We start from the raw sequence: 12,947 nt of genomic DNA, 5'->3' as shown, positions 1-12,947 counted from the left end.
TACGCTTAAGTTCGCTCGATTTTAAAAACGATTTATGAACTCTATTTGTTTTAAAACCTGTTGTACTTTATGCGTGCTTTTAGGTTTATTAACAGCCTGCGAACCCGATAACTCATCGGTAGTGGGTGAAGATTGGATTTACAATGGCACTAAAGTATTTTACATAGATACTTTTACGGTAAACACCTCGACTTATAAATTCGACTCTATTTCTGTAAGCGATACCGATCGTTTACTGGTAGGCGCGTATATGGATAATGATTTTGGTCGTATTACCGCTAAACCTTACATACAATTATACAGCAGTAATTTATATGCCGACAGTGATGCTGTGTTCGATTCGGTGGCGTTAATTTTAAAATACGACTCTTATTTTTACAACGACACCATTCCGAAACAAAAATTTAAGGCGTATGAAGTGATTAAAAATATAAAAGTCACTGAAGACTATTATTACAACACTTCTAATTACAACACAAACGATATACCTATTGGTGAAATTGAAGCTTCAATTACACCTAGAAAAGTCGATTCGTTACACTTTACTTTAAATCCAGCTTACGGCCGTAAATTGTTTGAAGACATTCAAAACAATGAATTTTCAGACATCAATCAGTTTTTAGCTAAATATAAAGGACTAATGATTACTCCAGATTCTAGCAATACCACTGTATTCGGATTCGAAAAATCATCTAAACTCAGATTATATTACACCATAAAAGAAGAAGTAGAAAGCGATGAAGCCGAATATATAGATCTCGATTTTAGTACAGCAAATAGTTTTCATAACCTGTCCAGCAATTACAACAATACGTATTTTGAAAATTTAAACTCACAAAAAGAAAGCATATCTAGCGCCCAAACAAACAACACCAGTTTTATACAATCTGGAAGTGGTTTGGCTACTAAAATAGACATTCCCTATATCGAGCAAGTGTATAACATTACAGGATCTGGCTCGGTTATGAACGCCCAACTTTACATCGCTTTAAAAAGAAACTCATCTACAACCAATTTACACACCAGAGATTCTTTAAATGTGTATATAATCGATCAACGATCCGAAACCATATCGGTACTTACAGACCATTCGGGAAATCAAATTTATGCCTTAAAAAATTCATCGCAGTCCGAATTAAGCAACACCGTTTACACCATCGATTTACAATATTTTGTAGATCTGAAATTAAACAGCGATAACCGCGAAAATTTATTTCTCAGTTTGTCGTCGCAAGATTTCAATGAATCGGTAGATCGCTACATTCTAGAAGGACAAACCTCCGAAACCAATGCCTTAAAAACAACTTTAGCACTATACTATGCACTTTACGACGATGACGACGAATAAACTTTCAACCTTAATATTAGGCCTATTTTTATATTCTTTTTCGGTATGCTCGCAAAGCAATACGCTTTCCAGTTCGCCATATTCTTTATACGGACTTGGACTGCTTAACACTACCAATACTGGGAAAACCACCAGTTTAGGCAATACCGGTATAGCAAACAGTTCTCGCACTTTTATAAATAATGCAAACCCGGCATCGTTTGCTTATGTGCCCTTAAACACTTTCTTTTTTGATGTTGGCATTAAGTCTACTTATGGAGTGCAAATAGACGGCGGCAGCCAAGACTCTAAAATAAACGCCAATTTCTCTAATATGGCCTTTGCCTTTCCTATCAATTCAAAATCAGGTCTTAGTTTAACCTTAATTCCTTACACCAACGTGGGCTACAGTTTAAACACTATTGAAACGGATATTGAAGGAACCTCTAATGTGTTTTATAGCGATATTGAAGGATCTGGAGGATTAAACGATTTAAAAATTAATTACGGTTACAAACTTTTAGATAATTTAAGTTTAGGGCTTACTTCTTCCCTACTTTTTGGTCAGATTACCGAAACAGAAACCAATTATATAGCCAATAACACCTTAAGCATTTATGATGCAAACAGCTATTCGGGGTTTAGACTCGGCGCGGGTATACAATACAGTCCGTTTAAAAACACAACTTTGGGGTCTATCGTAAATTTACCCACACGTTTATCAGGTGAAAAAGATACTACCGTATCTCAAATTTATGATGGCGATGTGTATTCGAATGAAGATTTAGACGATTTTAAACTGCCGTTAGAAATAGGTTTTGGAGTTCAAACAACTTACTTAGATCAGGTTACTGTAGCTTTAGATTACAAAAAATACTTTTGGTCTAACACCAATCAAACCGACCAGTTAGGCACTTTTGTAGATCAAAATATTTTTGGCTTAGGTGTAGAATTTGCACCAAATATTAACAAACTTAAATTCTGGAACACCTTACAATATCGCGCTGGTTTTAATTACGATAGTGGTAATCTGGAAATTACTGGTCAGAAAATAAACAACTATACTTTAGATGTCGGTTTAGGAATTCCGTTACGATACGATGGCCTATCTATGTTAAATATAAGCTATGCTTACGGTACGAAAGGCCAAGTGTACAATAACCTGATTCAAGAGCATTACCACCTCTTAACTTTAAATATAAGTCTTGCAGGGCGTTGGTTCGAAAAGCGAAAGTTTAACTAAGCGAACACCGTTTTAAATCTTTTTAACTTTCACGGCATTCATGCCTTTCATACCTTTTTCTAACTCGAATTCTACACGATCGTTTTCGGTAATGGTATCTATAAGTCCGCTTACATGGCAAAAATATTTTTCGGCATTTTTATCATCAACAATAAATCCAAAACCTTTAGACGTATTAAAGAAGGCTACCTTACCTTTTCTTACAGTATCTTGCTCTTCGGGTTCGTTATCTTCTTTTTTGGGAACACCTAAAACAATCTCGTCGGCATCTACTTTAATTTTATCGGCTGGATCTGGCGGAGTATCTGTTAAATTTCCATACTGATCTACATAAGCAAACTGAATACCTTGAGTGCCCTTAGCATTTGCTTTACGCTCTTCTTTCTTCTTTTGCTTTTCTTCGCGCTTTTTTTGGCGCGCTTTTTCTTTTTCGATTTTATTGTACGCTTGTTGCGATTTTGCCATAAAAATATTTTTAGTAATACAACTTAGTTTATAAACCACATAAATTAACCAAAAAGAATTCTATCGGCCAAATGCAATGCAATTCTAAACAAATATAATAGATGTTTATTGGAATTAATAACGATATAAAAAAAACTATTTTAATAAATAGTTAAGTGTTGTTTTTCAACAATATAGACAATCCTTTATTCAACTAATTTTGAAGCGTTATCTCAAGATATTTTAAATTGAAAAAGCGGACTATAAATATTGAAATTTATACCTTATTCTTTTACTATGATAATAGTTGCCTTAACGCCTGTGGCTAAGTTCCATTCGTTACCAGAAATGATATTGCCATCTTCGTCTAACACCTGAAATTCTGCGGTATTAGGACCTGATGTACCTTGATTAATTGCTTTAAAATCTATTTTATTAAGGCCCGGTTGCAAATCTAATTTAAATCCGCTATAACCGTTGGTAAGCAACACGTTAGACTGTATAATATCGTCGTTTACCAAAACCATAATACGATCGCCATCAAAAGCTTGGTGATCACGGTAAACAACATTAACTTTTCCAGATTTGGTTTTAAAATCTCCAAAATACATATCTACCAAACTTCCTGTAGCATTTGGATTAGCAGCTTCAGATTCTGGCATTTTCAATTGTCGTTTAATATTATCTTGATATAATTCTGCAGGATTACCATAGGTCTTTTTGTTAAACATCGAAAACTCTTCTTCTACATTTAAATTAGGCGTTTTTGAAACCGACAAACCATTTACCGTATTCTCGTTAGGTATAGACAGGCTAGGCGCCTCTACAGGATCTATATTTAAGCTATTGGTTTCTGAAGCTTCGCCCTCTGGAGCTTCTATTACTGGAATTATTCCAGAAGACTGTTGCCTACTATCTATTTGCGCCCACAGCGAAACAGAAAACAAAAGAAAGAAACACAATACAAAAGAATACTTCATAGGGCTAAATAATCAGTTCAAAAATAAATTTTAATTTTTAATAGAAACAAAAATCATTCCTAAAAATTGTTAAGATGACTCGCTTTTTTCAACATAAAAAAACAAGAGCGACAATTAGCTATTAAGTATTAAAATATTGTTAATGTGCTGATTTTAAATTTTCTAATTGTAACAAATCGGTTTTCACCTCGTCTTTAAAATATAAAACAATTAAAATAATCATCATCAATCAAAAAATCGAACATTATGAGAACTCTAAACAACAATCAGACTACAGGAACAGTACATCATTCAAAAAGTGAATCTTGGAACAGTAAAAGACGTTATAGATCTACTTTCTAATTCTAAAAACAATCGCTATGAAAACGCTCTTAAAACAACTAAAACAATCCAGAATTAATGGCGATGCTGTAGAATTAAAACTAATAAAGCGTAGTATTCAAGATTTTAACTCGACAACAGAAGCCTTATGGTATGGCACAAAACGTTACGCACATTAAACCATACCATTTAAAAAGTTACAATAGCCCAGACATCTGGGCTATTTTGTTTTTATACAATAGGCAATATTAACTTTTTTTCTGCCCCATTGCTTGGCAGCATCAACATCGGTCCCCATGTATATATCTATACGATTTTTCCAACGGGAGTGCATTTTGTCGTTAACAATAAACAACCCTTGAAATCCTTCTATAGCCACTTGCGTATTATGATCTAAACCTTGTGCCAGTAAATCTCTAGAAACCGCAATACATTTTTGGTTAGGTTTTAGCGTATCTCCAAAAGCGGTTATACGACTTTGGGAATCGGTTTGATAACTTAACGAATTGTATGCTGTAGCCGTAACCCTTATGGTTTCCCAAGCACAATTATCGTCTGCAGATTTTGTCGTTTTCCCCTTGCAACCAAAACAAAATACCAGCAGTATAAAAAGATATCGATATAAATTCATAACTCTAAAGATAGCTTTTATACTTTAATCCCATCATTTCCCGTTACCAACGCACCTAATTAACAAAACGAATTGAATTTCCGATTAGGGAATTCAGCCGTTATTGCGCTTACACGTTGTTGTGTTCAGTTTTTTTATTTTCATTCTGTTTTAATATGTAAATCAGATAAGTTATTACAAAAATCAAAAGAGGAATCTGAAAAGCCAAATAATTAAATTTTTCAATTGGTATTTCAGTCATTTGTCTTGCGATTGGTGCAAGCATAAGAACAAAACTCAATACTTTTCCAAGTCTGAACTTTTTATATTTAGTAAAATTCAGTATTACTCCGATTAGTCCCAAAACGGCAAATATTTGGTCACTATTTCCAAACTCAAAACTTGTAAATATCAGCCAAAAAATAAATGGAAGTCCAATCATTTGTCCCATAAGAATTATGAGAGAATAAAATGTTATAGAAATTATTTTCAGAGTTTTGTCCATTTAGTTTTTTATTCCAATTCTTCGTAAACAATGTTAAAATCCAAGTCGCTTGGAATTTTTAATATTTTTCTTTCACGCTCATATTGTTCCAAAGTCAAATTCGGACTTTGTTCTGTACTTTTTTTATCCACTTCAATTATGTGATAATAAGTCACACTTTTATTAATTCCGTTTTCTGTTGTTTTTGGATGACTTTTAGCAATTATAAAATCTCCGTTTTCTCCAACAGCAAAAACTGTTTTGGGTACAATTAGTCGATTTGAATATTTTTCCGCGTGATACCAAATACTCATTTCGTCAAGCGTATTATTCGCAAATAAAAAATAGTCGTCGGTTATTTCTCTTTCAACTAATCCGGCTCCGAAATAACAAGATTCCAAAATCAGCAGTAGAAATATTCCAATAATTTTATTCGTATTTCTCATTTTTTTCGTGAATTTTTGAAATTGTACACAGCATTTAATATTCCAACACCTCTTGTATGGCAGCTTCTAACCTATCTTTAGCTAAATAATTATTTTCGAGTTGATTGATGAATGGAATTGGCGTATCTAAACTTGCCACGCGCTTAACAGGAGCATCTAAATACTCAAAACAATGTTCCATAATCAATGCTGAAATATCTGAAGCCACCCCGCCAAAAAGTGAATCTTCTTGCAATACAAGTGCTCTTCCTGTTTTCTTTACTGAACTATAAATAGTAGCTACATCTAAAGGTTGTAACGTTCTTAAATCGATAACATCGGCCTTGATTTCAGGTGCTTTACTTAATACTTCCAAAACCCAATGCACACCGGCACCATAGGTAATGATACTCAAATCCGATCCTTCGGTTAACCTTGCCGCTTGTCCAAAAGGTAGTGTGTAATAATTTTCAGGCACTTGCTGACGAATACTTCTATACAAAGCTTTATGCTCGAAAAACAACACTGGATTAGGATCGTTTATAGCCTGAATTAAAAGACCTTTGGCATCGGCTGGAAATGCAGGATACACGACTTTAAGACCTGGTGTTTTTGTAAACCAGGCTTCGTTGGTTTGCGAATGAAACGGCCCTGCAGCCACCCCAGCACCACAAGGCATTCGTATAACAACATCGGCCGACTGCCCCCAACGGTAATATGATTTTGCCAAATAATTTACAATGGGATTAAATCCGGACGACACAAAATCTGCGAATTGCATTTCTACAACACTTTTCATATCGGCAATAGCCAGGCCCATAGCAGCTGATATGATAGCAGATTCGCAAATAGGTGTATTTCGAACACGAGCTTTACCAAACCGATTTACAAAACCTTCGGTAGCTTTAAAAACACCTCCGTATTCCGCAATATCTTGCCCCATGAGCACCAGATTGTCATGCTTTTGCATAGCTTGATCTAAACCTTCGGATATAGCATCTATAAAACGACGTTCTTGGGTTTGCTCAGAAGCTTTTATCTCTGTATCCGTAAAAGGTTTAAACACATCACCCAACTCGATTTCTGTATTAGCAACTATAGGTATTTCGTCTGTTGCCTGTTTATAAGCTGTTTCAATTTCTTGTAATATTTCAGCTTTAAACTTGTTATCAATCTCTTCAGATAATATATTGGTGTGCATCAAAAAAGATTTCATGCCTTCTACAGGATCTTTAGTCGCCCAATAATCTAATGTCTCTTTAGGCACATACTTTGTACCGCTAGCTTCTTCATGACCACGCATTCTAAAAGTTTTAAATTCCAGTAATACTGGGCGAGGTTGCTGCCTAACACTTTCGGCAATAGCAGTAACTTTAGAAAAAACTTCTATCACATTATTACCATCAATAATATGTGCTTCCATACCATAGCCTACGCCTTTATCGGCCAAATCCTTGCAATAGTATTGTTCGTGTGTTGGTGTTGAAAGCCCGTAACCATTATTTTCTATACAAAACAGCACTGGTAATTGCCAGACCGAAGCGAGATTTAGAGCTTCATGAAAATCACCTTCACTAGTCCCCCCTTCCCCAGTAAACACTGCAGTAACAGCTTTTCGATTATGTAATTTCTCTGCTAATGCAATACCATCGGCAACACCCAATTGCGGTCCTAAATGCGAAATCATGCCAATAATTTTATAATCTTGTGTTCCAAAATGAAAGGACCGATCCCTTCCTTTGGTAAATCCGCTAGCTTTACCCTGCCATTGACAAAACAACCTGTGCAAAGGCACATTTCGCGTAGTAAAAACGCCTAGATTACGATGCATGGGCAAAATATATTCATGAGTATGCAACGCCATAGTAACCCCAATTGCAATGGCCTCTTGGCCAATCCCTGAAAACCATTTGCTAATTTTTCCTTGCCTAAGCAGGATTAGCATTTTTTCCTCTATAAGTCTAGGTTTTAACATATTTTTATAGAGTTGCAATAAAGTTTCGTTACTCAATCCGCAATCTTTATAATCCATTGGTGCTGTCTTAGAATTCATACTTTAAAAACTGAATATCATCAAATATAACGGAAAAATTACAGTAAAAATTAGTGCCCTATTAAATTATTTGTGCTCACATCTACACTTGTTTTTTTGTACATTTGTAATACACCATGTAGTTAAAATGTAAATATGAAAAGTATTCCTAGTGTAGATTTAAATGATTTTATTTCTAACGATCCTGATAAAAAAAAACAATTTGTTAACGCTATTGGTAAGGCTTACGAAGACATCGGTTTTGTTGCTTTAAAAGGTCATTTTTTAGACGATAAATTAGTAACTGATTTGTATGATGAGATTAAGGCCTTTTTCGATTTGCCAGAATCAGTTAAGGCTAAATATGAAATCCCTGGAATTGGCGGTCAGCGTGGTTACACGTCATTTGGTAAAGAACATGCTAAAGGAAAAAAAGAGGGCGATTTAAAAGAATTTTGGCATTTTGGACAATATGTAGAAGATAACGATATTCTAAAGGCAGAATACCCAGAAAATGTAATTGTTGACGAATTGCCAAAGTTTAATACGGTAGGAAAACAAGCCTACCAAATGTTAGAAAAGACAGCGAAATACGTACTACGCGCTTTGGCTTTATATTTAAATTTAGAAGAAACTTATTTCGACCAGTATATTAAAAATGGTAATTCTATTTTAAGACCCATTCATTATCCGCCAATAACTACCGAACCTAAGGAAGCTGTACGAGCAGCAGCCCATGGCGATATTAATTTAATTACACTATTAATGGGTGCTCAAGGCCGTGGCTTACAAGTACAAAATAACGATGGCGAATGGATTGACGCCATAGCACAACCTGACGAATTAATGATAAATGTTGGCGATATGCTTTCCAGACACACCAACAATAAGTTAAAGTCTACAATTCACCGAGTAATTAATCCGCCTAAAGAATTATGGGGAACTTCCAGATATTCCATACCCTTTTTTATGCACCCCGTAAGCGATATGAAATTGAATGTTTTAGACCACTGCATAGACGACAACAATCCAAAACAATTTGAAGATATTACCGCTGGTGCCTATTTACACGAACGATTAATAGAATTAGGGTTAATTAAGAAATAACAACCATGGACTTAAAAGATCAGCTTAAAAATTTATTCCCAGATCACGAAGAATCTGAAGACCAAATAACTGAAGACACGTCTGATATTTGGCTGCAAGACGACCCCATTTTATGTAAATACGAAAAACGCAAAGGAAAACCCATAACCATTTTAGAAGGTTACACAGGTGCATCCGAAGATTTTAAACAATTAGCCAAAGACATTAAAAAAGCATTAAGTGTTGGCGGAAGTTTTAAAGATGATAAAATTATAATACAAGGTGATTATCGCGATAAAATCATGTCGATTTTAAAAGATAAAGGATTTAACGTTAAACGCGTGGGTGGTTAGTCATGAAAAGCGCCAACACATTGCACATTACAAACGGTAGTAATTTAACTCATTACTTAACCGAGCTTCAAGTAGAAGGCGATTTCTTGACTTGGCACGAAATGTTATGCGAAGGCCCGACACTAGAAGCTATTAATTCGGTGGAGTTTTTAGACCTAAGAAAGCAGTTTTTACAAGACACCTATCAGTTAGAAATAAATGAAATTCAAGTAAAAAGCGATGTTAGTATTCTAGACGATGTAAGTGCTTATAAAGAAATTGTGCTTTGGTTTGAATACGATTTATTTTGCCATATTAATCTAATTGGTGTTATTAATCTATTACTTCAAAAAAACATTCAACTACCAATATATTTAGTGTGTAGCGGCTGGATTCATGAAAATAAACACGAATTAAAAGGCTTATCAGAATTAAATAATAAGCAATTACTCCATCATTATAAAAATAAAATTGAGCTTAAACCATCCGATATAGAATTAGCACAACAGGTTTGGAGCATATACAACGGGAACGATCACAACCTATTAAAACCTTTTATTGTTAAAGATTCGTCGTTTGTATATTTAAGCAATTGCTTAAAGGCGCATTTACAGCGTTTTCCAAATTCTAAAAACGGTATTAACGAAATTGAGCTTAATATTTTAAAAATAATAGAGCAAAACGATATTAAGTCTAAGCATCATTTATTAGGTTATGCCCTAAACTACCAAGGATATTATGGCTATGGAGACCTGCAAATGCAACGTATTATAGATCGGTTACATGTGTTTTACACCGAAGAAAATCATACGTTAAAATTGAATCAGCATGGGTTTAAAGCATTATTTCTTCAAAATAATTATGCGAATTTAGCAGACGATAAAATGATTTATGGCGGCGCTAAAAAACACGATTTTTATTTTAATACCGAATGTAATAAACTTATAAAATCTATTAACTATGCCAATTAAGGACTCCGAACTCATTCTAAATCCAGATGGCAGTATTTACCATCTTAATTTAAAACCCGAACATATAGCACAAACCGTTATTTTGGTAGGAGACCAAAATCGTGTTTCCAAAATATCTAAACATTTCGATTCTATCGAGTTTTCTATACAAAAACGCGAATTCAAAACCGAGACGGGACGTTACAAAGGCAAACGCATAACAGTTATTTCTACTGGCATAGGGTGCGATAATATAGATATTGTACTTAATGAACTGGATGCTTTAGTAAATATCGATTTTAATACACGAACTGTAAAAAAACAACTAACAGCTTTAAACATTATCCGCATTGGCACGTCTGGTGCACTCCAAGAAGATATTGCTGTCGATTCGTTTTTAGTAAGCAGTCATGGTTTGGATTTTAGCGGTATGCTTCATTTTTATAATTTGAAACATATTGGTAACCCAGAAGTCGAAGCTGCTTTTGTAAAGCACACCAACTGGAGTTCCAAAAAATCTAAACCAGTATTAATTTCTGGAAATTCAGAACTAGAAAGCAAAATCTGTTCAGAAAAAACAAGCTCAGGAATAACAGCAACGGCTAGCGGATTTTACGGCCCTCAAGGACGCATTTTACGACTAGAATTGGAAGATAACACGCTTAACGACAGCATACAAACCTTTAACTACAACAATCTAAAAATAACGAATTTAGAAATGGAAACCGCAGCTATTTACGCTCTGGCACAATTACTCGGCCATAAAGCCCTGTCTATAAATGCCATAATCGCCAATAGAGCTGCTGGTACTTTTAGCAAAAATCCGGGATTAGCGATAGAGCAACTTATAAGTTACACCTTAACTAAAATCGTAAACTTATAATCTTAAAATATGATACAAGTAAATATAGGAGGCGTACCAGAACATTTTAATTTACCTTGGTATTTAACCTTAAAAAATGGAGAATATAAAGCCGAAAACATCAATTTGCGCTGGCACGATTTTTTTGGTGGTACCGGCGAAATGTGTAAAGCCCTAAGAACAAAAGAAATTGATATTGCTGTAATACTTACCGAAGGCATAGTTGCCGATATTGTTGCCGGAAACCCTAGTACCATTGTACAAACTTTTGTAAAAACGCCTTTACATTGGGGTATACATGTTGCCCAAAATTCACCTTACAACACCATTGAAGAATTAAAAGGCACCAAAGCCGCTATAAGTCGTTATGGGTCAGGATCTCATTTAATGGCTTATGTGAATGCACAAAACCATAATTGGAATATGGATGCCGATTTAAAGTTTGAAGTAATAAACGATTTAGATGGCGCTGTAACTGGTTTAACCGAAGGCACAGCCGATTATTTTATGTGGGAAAAATACACCACAAAACCCCTTGTAGATTCGGGAATATTTAGAAATATTGGTAATTGCCCTTCTCCATGGCCTTGTTTTGTAATTGCGGTTAGAAATGAGTTTTTAAAAGAAAACGCTTCCGTTATGAAAACCATTTTAGACATTATTAATAATACTACTTCCGATTTTAAAAATATACCTTCTATAGACCACACCATTGCAAACAGATACAATCAGCAAATAACAGACGTGCAAGCCTGGCTAGAAATGACCGAATGGAGCCAAGAGTTAATCGATAAAAACACTTTAAACACTGTTCAAAATCAGTTGTTTGCCTTAGATTTAATTCCCGAAAAACAAGATTATAACAATTTGGTAACAATTATTTAAACTACATATACTTTGTTAAAACTAAAAATAAAGTTAAAAGTTTGCTTTCATTTTTAGGATAAACCGTGGGTTATAGCTATTTTTGAAAAAAATTGCAACCCCACCAATCTATGTTTATGACAATTTTAACAATTTTAGCTGTTTTAATAGGCATTAATTTTGCCCTATTATTTTTTAGCTGCAATAAAACGACGCCTACTAAGACTGTTAAACGCAACACTGAAAGAATTAAAACGTTATCTCCAGAAAAATTAGCTACCAATAAATCGAAGATTCCTTATTTAGCTGCAACAGGGAGTTAGTTTTACTAAAATGATGATTGCCAAACCAAAAGCCCCGATTAGCGCTTAATGGCGAAGGGTGCCCAGAAGTTAATACTTCGTGCTTTTTGGTATCGATAAGTTTCGTTTTCTTTTTGGCGTAACCACCCCACAATAAAAACACAATTCCAGAAGATTCGTTGCTAATGGTTTTTATAACCGTATCGGTAAAAATTTCCCAACCTTTATTTTGATGGCTCCCCGCTTTACCAGCCTCAACTGTTAAAGTAGCATTAAGCAATAAAATACCTTGCTTAGCCCAAGCCTCTAAATTTCCACTTTCCGGATAAGGTTTTGATACATCGGCTTCTAATTCTTTAAAAATATTTTTTAATGATGGTGGATGCGGAAAACCATCAGCAACAGAAAAGCACAAACCATTGGCCTGCCCTGCTCCGTGATAAGGATCTTGCCCTATTATCACTACTTTTAAATCCTTTAACGCACACTGATTAAACGCATTGAAAATTAAAGGTTTTGGTGGATAACAAACCGACTTTTTGTATTCTTCTTCTACAAAAAGCCATAAGCTTTTAAAATAAGGTTTTTCAAACTCATCTTTTAATATTAAAAACCAATCGTTATTTATATAATTGTGCATCGCTGATTTACTTTTAAAACTTCAAATTTAAAAATAGTATTATCT

At 34.5% G+C, this 12,947-nt stretch carries 15 protein-coding genes; 8 read left to right on the top strand and 7 right to left on the bottom strand.

Features of this window, described 5'->3' with window-relative positions:
• Positions 1–34: 34 nt before the first annotated feature.
• Positions 35–1,348, top strand: coding sequence for a DUF4270 family protein (locus ACR9EA_RS08230; RefSeq protein WP_435139536.1), 1,314 nt, complete (start codon positions 35–37; stop codon positions 1,346–1,348).
• Positions 1,335–2,570, top strand: a complete 1,236-nt coding sequence (locus tag ACR9EA_RS08225) for a hypothetical protein (protein WP_435139534.1) — start codon at positions 1,335–1,337, stop codon at positions 2,568–2,570. The genes ACR9EA_RS08230 and ACR9EA_RS08225 overlap by 14 nt, the downstream gene beginning before the upstream one ends.
• Positions 2,571–2,582: 12 nt before the next feature.
• Here ACR9EA_RS08225 and ACR9EA_RS08220 read toward each other — a convergent pair whose 3' ends face one another.
• On the bottom strand, positions 2,583–3,035 hold the full coding sequence (locus tag ACR9EA_RS08220) for a cold-shock protein (RefSeq protein WP_435139532.1): 453 nt from the start codon (positions 3,033–3,035) through the stop codon (positions 2,583–2,585).
• A 263-nt stretch (positions 3,036–3,298) separates the two neighbouring features.
• Entirely contained in the window at positions 3,299–3,994 is a 696-nt protein-coding gene (locus tag ACR9EA_RS08215) for a hypothetical protein (RefSeq protein WP_435139530.1), read from the bottom strand.
• Positions 3,995–4,353: 359 nt separating this feature from the next.
• On the opposite strand from ACR9EA_RS08215, the gene ACR9EA_RS08210 reads away from it, so the two are divergent.
• A complete protein-coding gene (locus ACR9EA_RS08210) occupies positions 4,354–4,494 on the top strand; it encodes a hypothetical protein (RefSeq protein ID WP_435139528.1) in 141 nt (46 codons plus the stop codon).
• Between the two features lie 41 nt (positions 4,495–4,535).
• Here the strand turns inward: ACR9EA_RS08210 and ACR9EA_RS08205 are convergent, their stop codons facing one another.
• From ACR9EA_RS08205 to ACR9EA_RS08190, 4 genes are all read right to left on the bottom strand, one after another.
• Positions 4,536–4,946, bottom strand: a complete 411-nt coding sequence (locus tag ACR9EA_RS08205) for a 3D domain-containing protein (protein ID WP_435139526.1) — start codon at positions 4,944–4,946, stop codon at positions 4,536–4,538.
• Positions 4,947–5,055: 109 nt separating this feature from the next.
• A complete protein-coding gene (locus ACR9EA_RS08200) occupies positions 5,056–5,430 on the bottom strand; it encodes a hypothetical protein (protein WP_435139524.1) in 375 nt (124 codons plus the stop codon).
• Positions 5,431–5,438: 8 nt separating this feature from the next.
• Entirely contained in the window at positions 5,439–5,855 is a 417-nt protein-coding gene (locus ACR9EA_RS08195; protein ID WP_435139522.1) for a hypothetical protein, read from the bottom strand.
• Positions 5,856–5,889: 34 nt separating this feature from the next.
• Positions 5,890–7,887: an alpha-ketoacid dehydrogenase subunit alpha/beta gene (locus ACR9EA_RS08190; protein WP_435139520.1), complete on the bottom strand. Its 1,998-nt coding sequence runs from the start codon at positions 7,885–7,887 to the stop codon at positions 5,890–5,892.
• A gap of 135 nt (positions 7,888–8,022) precedes the next feature.
• On the opposite strand from ACR9EA_RS08190, the gene ACR9EA_RS08185 reads away from it, so the two are divergent.
• The 5 genes from ACR9EA_RS08185 to ACR9EA_RS08165 are packed head-to-tail and all read left to right on the top strand — an operon-like array spanning position 8,023 to position 11,981.
• The gene (locus ACR9EA_RS08185) at positions 8,023–8,973 is read left to right on the top strand and encodes an isopenicillin N synthase family dioxygenase (RefSeq protein WP_435139518.1); all 951 of its coding nucleotides are present in this window, start codon (positions 8,023–8,025) and stop codon (positions 8,971–8,973) included.
• Between the two features lie 5 nt (positions 8,974–8,978).
• Positions 8,979–9,305, top strand: coding sequence for a translation initiation factor (locus ACR9EA_RS08180; protein WP_435139516.1), 327 nt, complete (start codon positions 8,979–8,981; stop codon positions 9,303–9,305).
• Positions 9,306–9,307: 2 nt separating this feature from the next.
• Complete coding sequence (locus ACR9EA_RS08175; RefSeq protein ID WP_435139514.1) at positions 9,308–10,255, top strand: DUF1835 domain-containing protein; 948 nt, start codon at positions 9,308–9,310, stop codon at positions 10,253–10,255.
• The gene (locus ACR9EA_RS08170; protein WP_435139512.1) at positions 10,245–11,117 is read left to right on the top strand and encodes a nucleoside phosphorylase; all 873 of its coding nucleotides are present in this window, start codon (positions 10,245–10,247) and stop codon (positions 11,115–11,117) included. The genes ACR9EA_RS08175 and ACR9EA_RS08170 overlap by 11 nt, the downstream gene beginning before the upstream one ends.
• A gap of 9 nt (positions 11,118–11,126) precedes the next feature.
• Positions 11,127–11,981, top strand: a complete 855-nt coding sequence (locus ACR9EA_RS08165) for a substrate-binding domain-containing protein (protein ID WP_435139510.1) — start codon at positions 11,127–11,129, stop codon at positions 11,979–11,981.
• Positions 11,982–12,236: 255 nt separating this feature from the next.
• On the opposite strand, the gene ung is transcribed toward ACR9EA_RS08165, so the two are convergent.
• Positions 12,237–12,902, bottom strand: a complete 666-nt coding sequence (ung, locus tag ACR9EA_RS08160; RefSeq protein WP_435139508.1) for a uracil-DNA glycosylase — start codon at positions 12,900–12,902, stop codon at positions 12,237–12,239.
• Positions 12,903–12,947 lie beyond the last annotated feature (45 nt).

The sequence above is a fragment of the Formosa sp. A9 genome, from assembly GCF_051200825.1.
Taxonomy (GTDB): domain Bacteria; phylum Bacteroidota; class Bacteroidia; order Flavobacteriales; family Flavobacteriaceae; genus Formosa.
Note: the sequence above shows the minus strand (reverse complement) of the source record. Positions and strands in the feature narration are given on the sequence as shown.